This is a genomic window from Flavipsychrobacter sp. (genome assembly GCA_041392855.1).
Classification (GTDB): Bacteria; Bacteroidota; Bacteroidia; order Chitinophagales; family Chitinophagaceae; genus UBA5543.
This window is the reverse complement of sequence record JAWKLD010000001.1, coordinates 2,440,270-2,457,840: the sequence shown is the minus strand read 5'-3', so window position 1 is coordinate 2,457,840 and position 17,571 is coordinate 2,440,270. Positions and strand designations below refer to the sequence as shown.

The 17,571-nt window shown below is 36.6% G+C and carries 12 protein-coding genes; 3 read left to right on the top strand and 9 right to left on the bottom strand.

The genetic code is table 11. The annotated features are described in order from the left end of the window. Nucleotides 1–3: 3 nt before the first annotated feature. The 7 genes from R2800_11405 to R2800_11375 all read right to left on the bottom strand — a co-directional run bounded on the left by R2800_11405 (nucleotide 4) and on the right by R2800_11375 (nucleotide 11,629). The gene (locus R2800_11405) at nucleotides 4–1,425 is read right to left on the bottom strand and encodes a hypothetical protein (protein ID MEZ5017651.1); all 1,422 of its coding nucleotides are present in this window, start codon (nucleotides 1,423–1,425) and stop codon (nucleotides 4–6) included. Between the two features lie 151 nt (nucleotides 1,426–1,576). Continuing rightward, on the bottom strand, nucleotides 1,577–2,011 hold the full coding sequence (locus tag R2800_11400) for a hypothetical protein (protein ID MEZ5017650.1): 435 nt from the start codon (nucleotides 2,009–2,011) through the stop codon (nucleotides 1,577–1,579). A gap of 126 nt (nucleotides 2,012–2,137) precedes the next feature. Then, nucleotides 2,138–3,595, bottom strand: a complete 1,458-nt coding sequence (locus tag R2800_11395; protein ID MEZ5017649.1) for a family 10 glycosylhydrolase — start codon at nucleotides 3,593–3,595, stop codon at nucleotides 2,138–2,140. A gap of 76 nt (nucleotides 3,596–3,671) precedes the next feature. Next, nucleotides 3,672–4,310, bottom strand: coding sequence for a DUF5606 domain-containing protein (locus tag R2800_11390; protein MEZ5017648.1), 639 nt, complete (start codon nucleotides 4,308–4,310; stop codon nucleotides 3,672–3,674). Between the two features lie 79 nt (nucleotides 4,311–4,389). Further along, nucleotides 4,390–8,928 (bottom strand): gliding motility-associated C-terminal domain-containing protein, encoded by a 4,539-nt coding sequence (locus R2800_11385; protein ID MEZ5017647.1) that lies wholly within the window; start codon nucleotides 8,926–8,928, stop codon nucleotides 4,390–4,392. 197 nt (nucleotides 8,929–9,125) lie between these two features. Next, nucleotides 9,126–10,613 carry a polysaccharide biosynthesis C-terminal domain-containing protein gene (locus tag R2800_11380; protein ID MEZ5017646.1) on the bottom strand — a complete coding sequence of 496 codons (1,488 nt, stop codon included), beginning with the start codon at nucleotides 10,611–10,613 and terminating at the stop codon, nucleotides 9,126–9,128. An 86-nt stretch (nucleotides 10,614–10,699) separates the two neighbouring features. Further along, a complete protein-coding gene (locus R2800_11375; protein ID MEZ5017645.1) occupies nucleotides 10,700–11,629 on the bottom strand; it encodes a glycosyltransferase family 2 protein in 930 nt (309 codons plus the stop codon). A gap of 41 nt (nucleotides 11,630–11,670) precedes the next feature. Between R2800_11375 and R2800_11370 the strand changes: the two genes are divergently transcribed. Continuing rightward, nucleotides 11,671–12,483, top strand: coding sequence for an FkbM family methyltransferase (locus tag R2800_11370; GenBank protein ID MEZ5017644.1), 813 nt, complete (start codon nucleotides 11,671–11,673; stop codon nucleotides 12,481–12,483). 1 nt (nucleotide 12,484) lies between these two features. On the opposite strand, the gene R2800_11365 is transcribed toward R2800_11370, so the two are convergent. Together R2800_11365 and R2800_11360 are read right to left on the bottom strand one after the other, a co-directional pair. Continuing rightward, nucleotides 12,485–13,210 carry a LytTR family DNA-binding domain-containing protein gene (locus R2800_11365; GenBank protein MEZ5017643.1) on the bottom strand — a complete coding sequence of 242 codons (726 nt, stop codon included), beginning with the start codon at nucleotides 13,208–13,210 and terminating at the stop codon, nucleotides 12,485–12,487. Further along, nucleotides 13,203–16,268: a histidine kinase gene (locus tag R2800_11360; GenBank protein ID MEZ5017642.1), complete on the bottom strand. Its 3,066-nt coding sequence runs from the start codon at nucleotides 16,266–16,268 to the stop codon at nucleotides 13,203–13,205. The genes R2800_11365 and R2800_11360 overlap by 8 nt, the downstream gene beginning before the upstream one ends. Before the next feature lie 295 nt (nucleotides 16,269–16,563). Between R2800_11360 and ndhC the strand changes: the two genes are divergently transcribed. Together ndhC and R2800_11350 are read left to right on the top strand one after the other, a co-directional pair. Beyond that, nucleotides 16,564–16,956: an NADH-quinone oxidoreductase subunit A gene (gene ndhC / locus R2800_11355; GenBank protein ID MEZ5017641.1), complete on the top strand. Its 393-nt coding sequence runs from the start codon at nucleotides 16,564–16,566 to the stop codon at nucleotides 16,954–16,956. Nucleotides 16,957–16,987: 31 nt separating this feature from the next. Beyond that, entirely contained in the window at nucleotides 16,988–17,554 is a 567-nt protein-coding gene (locus R2800_11350; protein MEZ5017640.1) for an NADH-quinone oxidoreductase subunit B, read from the top strand. Nucleotides 17,555–17,571: the final 17 nt, after the last annotated feature.

Sequence of the window (17,571 nt, the reverse complement as noted above, 5' to 3'; positions counted from 1 at the left end):
CAGTTACTTCTTCTTTTTGTACTTACTAATAAGTTCCACGACTGCATTTCTACGTGTGAAAGCAGGATTGAGTTCAGTAAATACCTTCAGCCTATTGGGAGACGATTGTAAAGCATCTTCCAGTTGCAGTAGTGCTTCTTTTGTTTTGCCTAGCTCCATTAGTGCTGCCGCTTTGAAGTAAACAAAGTCTACCTTGTTGCCACAATTTTCTTTAGCCATCTCTAATTGTGTCAATGCCTCTTCGTAATACTCTGAAAGGATAAGCCCCTTGATCAAAGCGACCCAAGTAGTTTTATTATTAGGCTTTAATTTTACAGCATTGAGGTAGCAGGTTAAAGCTTCCGATTTAGCATCGAGCTCCATAAGGCAATTGCCTATCGCCATACAGTAAGCTGCATTATCTTTATCTAGATTGAGGGCAACAGAGTAGGCTTTTACTGCTTTCTCCCATTGCTCTTCTCGTGCATAGGTTTCTCCTATTTTATAAAAAATACTATCGTCCTGTGGGCTTAGCTGAGATGCTTTTCTGTAATACATCCTTGCTTTATTGTAGTCTTTCTTTTTCTCCCAACAGTAAGCCATAGCTTCAAAGATGACATCTTCGGGTTTGGCTAGTTCCAAGTGTTTTTCTAATACATCCAGTGCTTTCTCATACCACTTCAATCGCATGTAGGCATCTGCCATATTGCGGTAAGCAAATTCAAATTTATCATCGATAGCTACACAGTATTCATAAGAATCAATAGCTTTTTCGTAAAGCTTCAACCCTTGATAGGCAGCACCTAGATTGAACCAAGCAATAGCATTGTAAGGATCTTCATCCGTAATTAACGTATGTATAGTTACACTTTCTTCAAGACGTTTAGTAAAGTCTGCCCAGAAGCAAAGTTTCTGTAACGCTTCTTCATTTCTTACATCTACCGCTATAATGCGTTTTAGGGTATCGAAAACAGCATCAAATTCCTCGCATTCATCATATACATCAGATAGCTCTAGAAGTATCTGCACCTTTTCCTTACCGTCAAATTCTTGGGCTTTTTGTTCTAGCCATAAAGCAGCTTGGTCATACTTAAATTGACCAAGGAGTATATCGGAACGCAATAAAACGGACTCTAAATTTTTTTGGTGGTGTTCGTCTACATCATCGAGTGCTTTGAGTGCTTGCCCATACTTCTGAGCTTGTGTCAGTATCTCTGCTTTTAACAGCAATACAATGCTAGAGAATGGGTAGTAGGTATTGGCAATATCGCAAGCCAAGATAGCCTGCTCCTCATTATTGTTTTGAAAATAGTACTCTATGACTTTTTCAAAGTCATCTTCATCCATTATAAAACCAGCACCACCGCTTTTCACTTCATCGTACCTTCTCAGTAGTTCCTCAAGCGATTCTCTTTCTTCATCCATATAATCTTCATCATCGTACATAGCCAGAGTGTTTATACCAAAGTTAAATAAATATGTAGTGAAAAGCAGCCCCCTCTGTGTTAAGGCAGTGTAAAAATGCACACGTTATTAACACCAATAAAAAAACCGCTCAAAAGAGTTTTGAACGGCTGAAATAAACAAACTGTACTCTTTAATATTGTTGTACCTGAAGTATTATGGTATGTTTTGTGGCTTTGTTAGTGTCGCTTATAATATATGGCATACCTCCTCTCACTCTTTCTGATCTTACATTATCCCATCCTGTACCATATAGATAATATTCGCCTGTTTTTAGTCCGCTAAAGTTGGCAGTATATACACCATCAAGGTTTTTTACAGCAAATACAGAGTCATCAAACACTCTATCTGCAGGTATAACAGGGGCATTGTACTTGATACGTACAAAACAACTGTCGATATTCATGCCTTTGTTTATTGGAGTAACGTATATAGTTGCATTACCACCCTTACCAGCTACAGGAGCCGGAGCTACAGGAGTAGAAGGTGTAGTTGTTTCATCACAACCAACTAAAATAGTGGTAACCAATGCCAAAACTAGTGTGGTACTAACCCAAACTGATTTCATATAAAAAAAATTGTAGGAGATGAAGATAAAAAAACGATTATAAATAATCTAATAATCAGGCATATAAAAATTTTCCAACTATTGTTTGGTACGTATTACAACAGGTTGGCTAGGTATGCTTTCGTTCTATAATCTGTCCATTACTGTAATAAAGTAAGCACATTGGTCATAGTTATAAGCGCTATTGTCCAGAAATTCTCCTTTGCCTGATATGACGGCTATAATATTCTCTGTATAGCTCAAATTAGCAGGTTCACCATTGGTAAATCGATATATTATATACTTAATAGGTTCGTTATCAATAGTTTTTGTGTCCCATTTTAGCGATATGCCTTGAGGTGTAGAGGCGTAGCTGAGTGCCGGAGCAACAGGTGGTATACTATCCAGCCACTTCATTCTGGGTGGAAAGGCAGGGTATTGATAACGTTTTTTAATACTGTCTTGTATGGCGTTAGGTATTTTATCGAAGTTGGAAGTGCTGTATAAGACAACGCCTGGTGTTTGTGTGCTTCTAATATCCTGCATTTGCCAAAGAAGCTCTTTGGTACCTTGCCAAATAGGGTTTTTAGGGTTGATCATACGGTATAGACCTAGCCCATAATAAAGATGAACATTGTTTTTAGGCTGTTGCTCCCACCATGGTAGTAGTACTTCAAAGGCTGCAGCTCTATGCCCATGCTCCCAATAGAGTTGGGGTAGTATATAGTCTACCCACCCTTCTTGCATCCATAATAGAATATCAGAATAGAGGTCGTCGTAACATGTTTGCCCTCCTTTGGTGTTAGAGCCTCTTGGGTCTTTACTAGCGTTTCTCCATATGCCAAATGGGCTGATGCCGAATTTGACATATGGTTTTAACTGTTTGATCTTAGTGTTCAGTTCTGCAACAAACTGGTTTACGTTGTCTCTACGCCATTCTTCCTTATCGGTAAACTGACTCTTATACTTATTAAAGGCGGCTTGGTCATAGAATGTTTTTCCCGCAATGCGATAAGGATAAAAATAGTCGTCCAGATGCACCCCGTCTATATCATAACGTTTTACAACATCTAATATAATATCGATAACATATGCTCTGGCTTTAGGTATACCGGGATTCAGATAACCTTTATTGCCGTAATTGACTACCCAATCAGGGTGTTGTTTGGATACATGAGTGCTTGGGTTGGGGTTGGTTCTTGAATCGGTCAATACCCTAAAAGGGTTGAACCAAGCATGAAGCTCCATATGCCTTTTATGTGCTTCTTCTATCATAAAACTTAGTGGATCGTAATAGGGAAAGGGTGCTTTGCCTTGCTTTCCTGTTAGGTATCTACTCCAAGGCTCTTGCAAGGAGGCATAGAAGGCATCTGCTGCAGGCCTTACCTGTACAATTACAGCATTACATCCTAAGGCTTTCAATTGATCAAGTCTAGCAATAAACTCAGCTTTTTGTTGCTCGGCGGGTAGACCTCGTTTTGAAGGCCAGTCGATATTAGAGACAGTAGCTATCCAAGCCGCACGAAACTCTCTTTTAGGGTATTGTTGCGCGTAAATGAAACTTGTAAGTAGCGACAGTAAGATTGTAGTAAGAATTCTCCGCATATGTATAAGGAGCAAAGTAAATAAAAAAAGGTCAACACGATAGCGTGCTGACCTTTCAAGTAAGTATGGATAATGATTAGTCCTCTTTCTTTTTCTTAGCAGCTGTTTTTTTAGCTGGTTTGTCAGCAGCGTCAGCACTTTTTTTAGTGGCAGCTTTCTTTTTAGTTGCCGTTTTTTTAGCTGGTTTTTCCTCTCCTTCTGTAGCTGCTTTTTTAGTGGCAGCTTTCTTTTTTGTAGCCTTTTTAGCCGGTGCTTTTTCCACTGGCTTTTCTTCTACCACTTCTTCAGCAGCTTCAGGAACATCAGCTTCAAGATCTTCTACGTTCTCAAAATGAAGCAAGTCATTGTCTTTCAATAGGTTGTACCATTTTAAGATCTTCTTCATGTCGCTTACGTAAACGCGCTCCATGTCCATTTCAGGGAAGATGCCATTAAAGTAACCTTTGATATCGTCATTGCTACCTTTAGCATCAGCAGGTGCTGTCTTAGCTTCCACCTCCTGCATTTTTATAAAGATCTCATGCAATCTTACGTTTTCATCAGATACGGTATATATCTCAATGCTCTCTAGCGGAGTAACGTTGTGCTTTCTTGCAGAAATGAATTTTGTACTATTATCTGTTATGTTTCTAACTATAGCACCATCACTTTTAGTAGTTACTAGTTGAAACAATCCACCAATTCCTGTTACTGAAACTATTTCTCTGTATTCCATATTCATTATTAAAGGGTAACAAAAGTAGTTGTTTTACCGTAATGTTGTACACCTTAATGTAAAACATTTAGAGCCGATATTACTGTAATAGGGTTATTGTACCCTTATATTCTACTGTATTGTTGCCTTTATTTCCGCAAATACCTTTTATGTAATAATTAAAAGTTCCTAAGTCTTGTATTACGCCATTATAGCTGCCATCCCATCCTTCGCCCATAAGGCTGGTAGTGAATACACGCTGACCGTAACGGTTGTAAATAGAGAATTCTAGCAGTTCAAAATCACCCTTCATTAGTATTTTGATCTTATCATTACGTCCATCTCCGTTAGGTGTAAATGCATCAGGAATGAATGGCTTACAGCAGTTGCTGTATACAATAGTAGCGCTAGAAGTATCAGCACATTCGTTGAAGTCGGTAGTGATAACCGAGTATTTACCATTAGGTATCCCTCTAAGCTCAGGACCAAATTTTTCAGGGTTTGTACTCCATCTGTAGCTGTACGGTGTAGTACCACCTGTAACCTCAGTTTTAATATAGGCATCATCGTCATAGCCCTCACAGTCGTTAGGTATTGATGATAATGCTACTATCAGCTTGTCAGGCTGGTTAACGGTTACAGTTGTATCTTTTTTACAATCGGCATTATCTATAACAGTGATGGTATAATTGTTTGCAATAAGTGTTTTAAACTCATTTATGCTCACTGCATTACTGTTTTCAATGCTATACATTAAAGGTTGAATACCGCCTGAAGCGTTAACCGTGATCTTTCCGTCCGCAAACCCATAACATTTTACATTGTCGATCAATACATTATTGATAATGATAGGAGGGAAACCAACAAGATCTAAAGTAGTATCTCTTTCACAACCGTTGGCATCTTTTAGTGTGAATTTATATCCTCCTTCCTTCAAGCCGTTGAAGATGGTAGATGCTGTAAAAGGGTCATTGTCTTTAGCAAAAGTGTATGGAGTAGTACCACCAATTCCTGTTATCGTTACTACACCGTCTGTAAAGTCTTCACAAGTAGGGTTGGTAACAGTAACCTTATCTATAAACAAGCTGTCTGGCTCTGTTAACACAATAGTAGAATCTTTAAAGCAACCATTATTGTCCCTTAATCTTATCAAGCGATTGCCAACAACAAGACCTGTAAGAGTAGCTGAATTTTGGAACGCATTAAAGTCAGAAGCATATATATAAGGAGGAGTACCGCCCGTAGCGTTTACTACAACTTGACCTGATGCTTCGCCTTTACAAAGCACATTAGTTACATTAAGTGTATAGTCTAAAACAGCAGGTTCAGTAATTGTAATTGTAGTATCGAAGAAACAATTATTGGTGTCTAATACCCTTAATATGGTTAGGCCAGCAGGTAAGCCGCTTAAAGTACTGTTATTGCCATATGGTGTGATGCCCCAAGCATATCTATAGGTAGGTGTGCCTCCCGAAACGAAAATGGTAACCGCACCGTCACTATAGCCATTACAGCTTGGCCTTGTTATAGATAGATTGGCTCTTATTCTATTGGGCTGAGTAAGGGTTACGTTAGTATCTTTTTCACAACCAATATTATCTCTTATATGGATGGCATAGGTGCCAATAGGTAGGTTTTTAAAGCTATTATTGGTACCGTATGGGTTGGTGTCAATAGCATAGGTATACGGGTTTGTGCCGGCAGAGCCAGTAACGGTAATACTACCGCTAGAGCTGTCAAAACACAATACGTTAATGGCATTAATATTAGCCACTACTTTTATAGAGTCATCAACCGTTACGGATGTATCCTTAATACAGTTATTGATATCTCTTACCCTTACTGTATAGGTGCCTGATGCCAAGCCTGTGAACGTAGGGTTAGTAGAGAAAGCACCTGTTCCTATAGCATAATTATATCCAGGAGTTCCCCCTGTAGCGCTAAGGGTAATTTTACCATTGTTTAAAGGTACACAGGTAGATTCTAATATATCTACAGACGGGATGATCGCTGTTGGCTGTACTAGCGTTACCGTTGTATCTTTTTCACAGCCATTATTATCCTTAACAGTAACGGTATAGGTATTTGGTCCTAGCCCTGTGAATGTATTGCTAGCAGTGAAAGAGCCAGTACCTATTTTATAAGTGTAAGGAGCTGTACCGCCTACGGCATTAAATGTAATAGTACCATCAGGTATACCAAAGCATTTTGGATTGCTAACAGGTAAACTACCAATAGCTAATACTGCTGGTTGTGTTAGTATTATGGTAGTGTCTTTTATGCAATTATTACTATCCTTTACACTAAAGTTGTAAGTGCCTGCCCCTAGGTTATTAAATGTATTGGCTGTGGCAAAGGCGCCTGTACCTATTCTATAGGTATATGGTGGTATACCACCACCGGCATTTATGGTTATTACACCGTTTGTATCGCCATTACATAATGGTCGGGTAATAACAGGAGGCATGATCAATGAATCAGGTTGATTAAGTACTATAGCTGTATCCAAGTAACATTTATTCGTGTCTTCAATATGGAAGTTGAAAGTGCCTGCCGGTAACCCTGTAAAGACATTAGTAGGGGTTAACGCTCCTGTGCCTAACTGATACCTGTAAGGAGGCGTAGCACCAAAAGCAGTTAACGCTATAGAGCCCGTACTGTCACCATTACAAAGTATGTGTGTTAGTATAGCATTAGCATGTACCTCTACAGAGTCTGGTAGTAGCACAAGTGTATCTCTGGTACAGTTGTTAGAGTCTTTAATATGAATAGTATAAGTGCCTGAGAATAGGCCTGAAAATACATTAGTAGTACTAAATGCTCCTGTACCTATAGCATATTGGTAAGGGGCAGTACCGTTAAAAGCATTTACGGTAATAACACCGCTGTTGAAATAGTTACAAGGTGGTTGCTGCAATGTAATATTTGCATCAAGCCTTGGCGTGTTTTGTAAAATTACAGTAGTGTCTTTTATACAATCATTGCTGTCTTTTATACTGAAAGTATAAGTGCCGGCACTAAGCCCTGTAAAAGTGGTTGTAGTACCATAAGCACCAGTGCCAAATTTGTATAGGAAAGGAGGTTTACCTCCAGTTGCAGTTATTTCAATTTTACCATCACTGCCGCCCCAGCATGTAGGCCTTGTAAAGGCGAATACCGGTACAATTGGTGGTGGTGGTGCAATAGTAATTATAGTGTCTTTAAAACAAGTATCGGCATTGGCAACCCTAAATGTATAAGTGCCTGGTGATAAACTATCGACTTGAGCTCCCGTTAAACCACTAAAATTGTGTACAGTACTTGTTCCTTGAAATATTTGGATAGACCAAGGAGAGGGTGATACGGAAGGAGTCATTGTAAAAACAGCCTTTTTAGTACAAGTAGCGGCTGAAGTAAGGGAGAAGGTCATTTGGGGTTTGGGCAATACTACAATAGTATAGGCCAAGGTTTGCTTACTTGAAAGAGGGCAGCCAAAATCGGTATAAGTGATAAAGAAGTTGTAAGTACCGGGATTAACATTGGTAACATTCCAAGAGAAGTTGCCTAATGGTGCTGTAGTATTATTATTAGTAACCACAAATGAGGCTCCTGATGGCAGGCCTGAAGCTACCACATTGATAGAGTCTGCATCAGCATCTGTAGGGTTTATTTTAAAATTGAATAAACCTGCAGACTGACAAGCTCTTAATGTAAGACTATCTGTAGAAAGTGTACCCGTATTATTATTAGTGATCTTACCACCCGGCGGGTTGTTGTTGCAGTTATTAAGCACCACAAAGGTCATTTCGCGCATACTAGTACCTACTAAAACACCACCTCTGTACTCATTTACTTGTGTAACTACTAAGGAGCGTTGTACTAAATTGGGGGTAAAGCCAAGCTGTCCGGTTGTAGTGCTAAAAGTGAAAGTACCTGTAGCTGCTGCTAAAGGTATTGTAGCAGTATAACCGGTAAGGTAGGTAACTGTACCGGTTTGGGTAAGGCCTGGTACAAGACTATAGGTTAATACATCTCCGTTTGCATCAACAGTGCCAGGGTTGTAGTTGGCTGCTTTATTGATACAAAAGAAAGGAGTAGGAATAGTAGTATAAGTAGGAGAAGAGTTAGGAGCTACAGAATTGTTTAGTGTAGCTTCAAGGTTCATAATACTACCACCTGTACCACCGTTGATATTAGTAATTGAGTTGCTTCGTCCTGCTTGACCGCCACCGCCAAGGTTGCCTGTAAAGCGGAATGACCAGTTAGTAGCTGTCGTGTTTAAAGTAACGTTTCTGGAATATTCAAAACTCTTTACGCCGGGTAGAGAACCATTATTACAAGCAGTGTTATTGATCTCTTGAGCACATACAGGAGTTACTTCTGTTCCTGCTGTTGGGGCTTGGGCTATTAGGGTCAGGTTAGTATAAAAAGACGTACCTCTTTGAATTCTTATTTGCGGACTAGCGCCTGCCAAGTTAGGGAATGACTGCCCTGAACAGTCCCCATATATAATAAGTGTTATTTTATATGTATTGCCAGATACATGTGTATAGAAAAGGTCTGCACCATAGATGTGGGTAGCCTTAGCTATAACGCTGCTAGCCATTAATATAATTAATAGTACTAATGTTCTTAAATAAGAAGAGACTGTAGTATTCATATTATTTCAATCAAAAAAGTAGTGGTAAAGTGTACCAAAAATATACAGTATAAACATACTATAAACATAGACGCATACTGTAGATAATGTGTTGGGGGCTCACTAAAATGTCAATTTAATGACATAGTATTATCTGGGTGTTAAAATTACTGTATTCTATCGTATTAAAACCAATGCAAGGAAATATTTTCTAATATTTAGAAAAGTTTCTTGTTCTTGAGTAGATTTTTCATGTATTGGTTGAAATCTTGAGAAGGTTTTAACCAGTATAGCATAGCCAGATATAATATTATTACTATCAAACTTCTTACAAATGTATCTATAATAGGGTTATAGATAAGAGGCATTAATAACCCCGGAGTTATAGCAACTATAGCAGATAATAGAACAGGAATGCTACCTTTTGTAAAAGGAGAAAGCTTGAACTTGATCCATAAAAAGAGCATTTTCATCAAATTATACAACCCGATAGCAATTGTGGTACCCCAAGCTGCTCCATTGATACCGTATTTTGGAATTAAAAGAAAGTTTAAGGAAACAATGAGTATGATGAGTACGGATGTAAAGTAAAAGTTGAAACGATAATAATTAGAGATACTGATCATTTCATTGTTTAGCCCGGTGAGCATATTGATAGATCTACCAAGCATCAGTATAAGTACAACAGAGTATGCAGCGGCATATTTATCAGGAAGAACGGCAAAGCCATTGTTAAGGTTGGCTATAATAAGAATACCCATCCCAAATGTAGCGATCCAAATATTAATACTGGAGCGAGAGAATAGGTCTCGTACCTTATCCATATTATTATTTTGATATTCTATATTGAGTATTGGTGCTGTAGACGTTGCCAGGGCACGATAAGGGATTTGATATATAGATACTACATAAACTGCTATGAAGTAGATACCAGCTGATGTCATGCCCGCTACATCAAGAATTGGTATCATCAAAATATCAATATTATCGAGCAGAACTACGGACATGTTAAGTAGCAAATGAAAGAATGCAAAGTCAAATATTTTCTTGTACTCCAGTTTTGTTAGAGCTTTCCAGTTGGTAGAAATAGAAAAGCCATCTACTTTTCTTGCCATTAACCATAATGCGGCTACGGGTAGAAGGTGTACTAAGACACTAAGAATAATAAAATAATTAAAGTCAATATACTCGAACCCAAAAGCTATAATAAGCCCTATATTCAACAAGCGTAATACTACTTCTCTTAAAAATGAGGTAGCCGCAATTTTCATTTGTGTGTTGAGAAACTGCTCTAATATGATGAGTAAACCCCATAATAGTACATATAATGGCAGCCAATAGAAATATCTCTCTACAAGTAGAATATCGTTCGCATTATATAGAGGTATGATATAGGGCTTTGCTATTATATAAATAATGCCAAATAAAAGAGTAAGTAGGAGCGGTGTAGCCATGCCAATCGTAATAACTACAGATCGACCTTTATGTTCTGAAGGGTATTTGCTAATGAAGACATATAGCATGCTATGCATACCCATTAGTATGAATTGTGACCCAACTATTGCTTGACTAAGTAGGTTTCTGGCAAATCCAAACTCCTTTTGTGGTAAAAAGGTAATAGATAGGTATAGTATTATTGCACCTAGTAATGCCCCCAAAAAGGTGACAATTGATGTTTTGATTGATTGGCGGAAAACAATACCCATTGTTCTTGTAGATTACCCCTTAATAGCGTTAATGACAAATGACTGTAAGAGTGAAAACAAAAAGTGCTTTTACAGGCGTGTATAACTCAGGTTTTATGGTTAAAGGTATAGGATATTGTCATAAATATTTTTGAAAATAAGCCAATTTTTAACAGGTATGAGGGAATGTTTTGTTGAAACGTTACAATATTTCTCAAAAAATCAGGTATAGGATAGGCTTGGCTATAATGCTTCATCTGTTCTATACTTCGAATATTGTTATTTCTAACAGAACGCCAAAGAGCATCATAAACGATAATGTCTTTAGTATTGAAATGTTCATATTTTTTCAGGATAAATAGGATCTCAGGAATCTCTATTTCAGGATTGTTGTAGCAATTATTGGTTACCTGAGAGTCATTATAACTCATATTAATTAACGGCTCATTGATATATATGGCTTTTTCTTTTAATAATACTGATATGTAATATTCTATATCAACTAGCCATTTCAATTCAGGCTCGTAGTAGTCTTTTATTGATTTGTGGAACATTAAAACACTGGGAGGGCCAATAATATTACCTGATAACAGTCTGAACGGCTTCTTAGATATATGGTCAAACTTAGCTTTTGCGACAGTTTTATCTACATATCTATTATCATTTTCATAGTAGGCATTATATCCTGAAAAAATATAACGACAATCAGGTGTTATGGCAGCAACATATCTACTAAGAGCATCAGGGTTGGCAAACCAATCATCATCATGAATAAGTTTAATCCAGTCGCCTGTTGCATAGGAGAAGGCAGCCATCCAATTCCTAGGTGTGCCAAGTGCAGGGTTATTTTTATGGTAAATAATATTTAGCTTATCCTGATAATTAACAAGTAACTTTTCAACGGAATCATCATCACTATCGTCTGTTATAACAACTTCATGGTTTTTATATGTTTGTTCAAGGATACTTTCCAGCAGCCTCTTTAAAAAGTCAACTCTTTTATAAGCAGGGATACAAATTGATACTTTTCCTTCCATTAGTTGCTAATGTTTAATTTTATTCAATTATTATTAAGCCTATGAATATTATTAGTGCTATTGGTGCAACGTATCAATCGAAGTTATCCCATTTTAGAAAGAAAATGGAATTAGGACTTAACATAATTCGAGTGAAGTTATTAAAACATGATAATTCCGAAAGTGTTAAGGAATATAATCTGTTTGGTAAGCGTTTCAAGTATATCAATAGTTATGATTTTTTACACAGTCTTGAGGAGATATTTTTAGAGGAAGTATACAAATGTTCTTTAGGAGAAACCCCACTAATAATTGATTGTGGAGCTAATATAGGTTTAAGCGTACTCTATTTTAAAAGAGCTTACCCCGGTGCAAAAATTATAGCGTTTGAACCAGATGTAAACAATTACGAACTGATAAAGCAAAATATAGAGTCATATAATTTGTCGGGGGTTGAATTGCGAAAGGAAGCAGTATGGGTAAAAGAAGAAACGCTGAAATTCAAAACCATGGGTAGCCTAGGTAGTATGATAGTTTCTGGAGCGTCTGATGATACTTATGATGTAAAAGCTATAAGATTGAAAGAGCTATTGGCTCAGGAGGTTGATATGTTGAAGATGGATATTGAAGGTGCAGAATATCAAGTAATAAAAGACGTAGCACCAGAGCTTAAGAACGTTAAAAATCTTTTTTTAGAATACCATGGCACATTTTCAGAAATGTCTAAACTCTCTGAATTGTTTACGTTACTTACAAATTCAGGGTTTTCATACTATATAAAAGAAGCACTTAATATTTATAGAACACCTTTTTATAGATCTGATATAGAACACCCTTATGATGTTCAGCTAAATATTTTTTGCTTTAGAACTTAATTTATCTTCCAATTTTCTGAAAATGGGTTAGGAATTCATCCTTGTGGTTTTTAGATAATGGTATTTCCTTTTTGTTGGTCATAATGACATAGTTATTAGGATCTAACCTTGTCACATGGCTTATATTAATAATAAAGGATCGATGTACAAGTAAGAATAGATGGGCGGGAAGGGTTTTCTTATACATTCCCAAGCTGTATGAGCTTATTATTTCTTTATTTATAGTTACGATTTTTGTATACCTGTTTACAGTCTCTATATATAGTATATCTTCTACATTGTAATACACCACACTATCGTCGTCGGGAATGCCTATTTTTCCAGCAGATTTAGATTGTTGAAAGACGTCAGCTTTCTGCTCAATCTTTTTTAATACCCTATTTACTGTTTTGGTGAGTTTTATTTCATTGATAGGTTTGAGAATGTAACCCGCTGCGGCATGCTCAAAAGCTTCAACAGCATATTCAGAATGCGCGGTAACAAATATGATCTCGGTATCTATTTCCGGTAATAGGTTAAGGATGTCAAAACCTGATTTTTCAGGCATAGAAATGTCCATGAATATAATGTCCGGGTTAATGGAGTTTATACCTTTGATAGCATCTTTCCAGTTCGTGTATTTGCCTGCTATGCTGATTTGAGGGTAAAGGTCATTAATAGCATCTTCGAGAAGCTCTATCATTTTGGGCTCATCATCTACAATTACAACTTGTATATTATTAGACATTCTTTTTATTTTTTATGGTTATTATCACGGTCGTTCCTGTGTCAGGTTCTTCTTTATCTATATAATCTATAGTAATGAATATAGGTTCGTATTTATTAAATGTTTCGATCAACTCGTCTATTAATATCGTACCATAAGAATCGGCTTTGGCAGTATTTCTAATCAGTTTAGCCTTTTTTCTGCCAATACCATTATCGTCAACAATACAGATAGTTTCTCTTTCATTAGCGCCTTGCTTGAAGTCAATTTTTATTTTTCCAATACCTGCTTTATGAAATATGCCATGATTTAAGGAGTTCTCGACAATTGGTTGTAGCAATAGTGAAGGTATCATTGTTTCATTAGCATCGATAGCGTTTTCTACAGTTATTTCATACTGTATCTTTTCGTCAAATCTAGACATTTGTAACTGTAAGTAATTGTCTAAGTTTTCGGTCTCTTCGCTTATAGAAATGTATTTATTTCTAGATGATTTTAAGTACGCTCTTAATAATTCGGAAAACTGGCTAATATGTTTCGCTGCAGCTTCATTTTGGTTCTTTTTTACAAAGAACAAAGCAGTACTTAGTGTATTGAAAATAAAGTGAGGGTTTATTTGGGAGTAAATGGATTTTAGCTCCAAGTTACGTTGCTGATTTTTACGTTCATTGTTTTTTGATACAATTTTCTTAGTCGCTGCAATGGCAATAAATACTAAAATAATAACAGCTAGAAGGAGCGTACTGCCAATTGTGAGTTTCCCTGTCACGGTTTGCCACCAATATGGCGTAATGTATATGTAGATATCTATAATGCGGCTTTTCCAAATATCATCACTTGCTTGTATTTTTATTTTGTGAAAACCTGGCTTTAGTTGATACAAATTGATGTCTTTTCCTTCTGCCTGTGTCCATTCATTTTTATTGGGCAGTTTATACTGCATTCTCAATGCGCCATAGCCTTCAGGGTTGATGAGGTCTATGTTTATTTGTTTGTCTTTTTGTAATAGTGTAATGGTGTCGTTGGAGAATAGTTGATAGGAGGTGTCTTTATTATTGTAAACAAAGATCTTATCATGTTCTCTTTTTTTGTTTGGTCTAGTAAGGTCTACACTATAAATGCCATTGTTAGTAGTTAGGATAGCTTCATCAGGAGTAGTGAACATAGATACAACATAGTTGTAAAATAGCCCCTTTGTATTACGATAGGTTTTGTCTAACTGAATATTGTTATGTCCATTTATTTGATATTGAATAACACCAAAAGTTCCTGCTATAGTAAGCTTATTATTTAGTAACTCAACAATAGCTCCTTCCATATTGTAGCTAGGTAATATGTTTTTGACTTTTAATTTGTTGATGTCTACTAATAATAGCTTATCATAATCTTGAATAAAGATATTGCCGTAGTCATCTGCAATAATTTTAATGATTTGATTGATACCTGCTTCCCTAAGTCTTTCAACCGAAAATATTGTCTTCTTTTGGTGTAGTATATCGTATACAAGTAGTGTGAAGTCGTTAAAAGCAAAAATGTATTGGTGCTTTTTGCTGTATGCTATTTTATTATATTTAGGTTCGTCTATCCGTGTTATTACAAAGCTGTCTTCATCTTTGATGCTAAATTGAAAGAGCCCATTTATTCCTCCGCCTAAGCCGTATAGGTTATTACTATCAATTACTACAACACTTTTGATGCCATTAATGAACCATTGGTAAGTTTTTCTATCGTTAGAGTGTATATTATAAGTAGGGTCAATAAATGTGAATTTCTTGCAATCACTAAAACGCTTGTACTTGTTTTGAGTTTTATAGTCAACAATAGTAACCCCATGTCTATCGAAGACAAAAAAATGATTATCATCTAACTTCTGTAAGCTATATAACTCCGAATATGTCTTCTGTGTTCTTTCTTTTGTTATAGTTTCATTACAAAGTGTAGCTAAAGTATTAGTTCGTTTATCTTGCCATATTGAAGTAGAATCATTTTTTCTGCCTAGGTATGTATAATTAGATAAATAGTCAATTTTTTTAAATGCATCATTTTCAAATGTCAAGTACAAGCCATTGGAAGGTGTTGCCAAACCTTTACCCCATAAAGAGTCGTGCAGGATATAGAAAGCAGAATTGCCCTTTAACTCCTTTATTCCCGTTAATTCCTCGTAGCCAAAAGAGCGAATGCTTAAGTCTGTATTCAGAATATATATGCTATCCTGAGTTACTATACTTGTATTATTCTGATCGATGGGGTGGCAGAATATTATTTTTTGTGGCGTGGCAGGTGAAATAGGCAATACTTGAACACTATCAAAATGACAATTGTCAAAATCTATATAATAAGTTTTGTTTTCATGATTGATATGAAAGAAAGATTTATTATCAACATGGAATATTTCATGTAGCTTCATTTGTTCGTCGGTAAGATTCATGCTTACTCTGTTACGCATAACATCAGGAATGTTTTTACATAAAAGAACAGTATCGGTATATCGGTTATTTTTAATATTATATTTATAAAGATTTTTATTGTTGTCAAATGAAGCTATCATTCCTTCTGGAGAGTGTGCCCACATGGCTATATGACGTTCTATTATATCAGGTTTTTTTATATGATACAATGTGTCGCCAACAATATAACCGGTAGTAGGCAGCATCCAAGATCCTGTCATGTTATAGAACCATAGTGTGTCATCTTTACTGTGAAAGAACTTTTGGGCTATAAATTTCACAGAGGAATCCATTCCTTTTACCACAAAGGGGTGAAATTTGTCGTTTTTTATGTAGCCAGGTTGTCTGCTGAAGCTAGATAGTACTATACGGTGATATGGGTCTTCATGCAAATGCCATACATCAATATTGGGTAAACCATCGCTGAAGTCAAACTTTTTTAATGAGTAGCCATTGTAACGTAGTACACCTCTTTCTGTCCCTATCCATAAATAACCATTGTGATCTACTAAATGACAGTATACCCTATTGGTAGGTAGGCCAGTAGCCTTGGTGATATTATAAGAAACCTGTTGTGCTTGTGTAGTAACACAGCAGAATAGAAAAATCGATATGTATACTATGTTTCTCAATAACATACAGTTGAGCAAAAATGATAAGGTCTCAGGATGCTATAGTGTGGTCATATACTATTATAGTACCGTGAAAGGTATATTTTGATTTTAAGAAATTAAAGTAATATCATACAAAACTGCATTTTTGTTCTACCAACCTGTAGTTTTACCATACATAATGGAATAATATATACATTGCTACGTATTATGCCCCTTAGGAGCTATATATAATTAGCCACTATAAATCTTGTATTTTCATCCTATACACTTAACTTTGTTACCCTATAGATTAACGCTCGAAGCTAATACGAATATGGATTTTCTACTGCTGGCTGCAGAACAGAATACACCGATAGATTATTTACCTGTAGTTATACAAGTTTTGGTAGCTACTGGTTTTGTCGTAGTTACTATGATGGCTACACATTTATTAGGTCCTAAAAGAAAAACTCAAGACAAGTTGGTCAATTTTGAGAGTGGTATACCTGTGATAGGAAATGCCCGCCAACCCTTAGCTATTAAGTATTTCCTAGTAGCTATATTGTTTGTCTTGTTTGATGTAGAGGTTATTTTCTTCTATCCTTATGCCGTCAATTTTAGAGAACTAGGACAAGAAGGTTTCTTGGCTGTAGTTATGTTTGTAGGGTTTTTCCTTACGGGTTTTATTTATATAGTAAAAAAAGGTGCATTAGATTGGGAAGATTGATCTTCTCTGTGAACAGATTAAAACGAATACTATGAGCAACCGTCCGGTTCAATATAATACGAATATAAAATTGGCTGAAATGCCAGAGGGGTACTCTGGAGAAGGCTTTCAGGCTACATCTTTCGATAAAATAATTGGTTTAGCGCGTAAAAACTCACTTTGGCCATTACCTTTTGCTACTTCTTGTTGTGGAATTGAGTTTATGGCTACTATGGGTGCCAACTACGATTTATCTCGTTTTGGTTCAGAGCGTATGGGTTTTACACCACGTCAGTGCGATGTGTTGCTGGTAGCGGGAACGATAGCAAAGAAGATGGCGCCGATATTACGTAATGTATATTTGCAAATGGCTGAGCCGCGCTGGGTAATTGCTATTGGTGCCTGTGCGTCTAGTGGTGGTATATTCGACTCTTATTCTGTACTTCAAGGTATAGATCAAGTGATACCGGTGGACGTATATGTGTCCGGTTGCCCTCCACGCCCTGAGGCGATATTGGAAGGCGTGCTTCATTTGCAAGACTTGGTACATAATGAGAGCCTGCGTCGTAGAAATAGCGACCAATATAAAGCCTTACTCAATGAGTATGGCATACAGTAATCTGTTGTTAATTATAG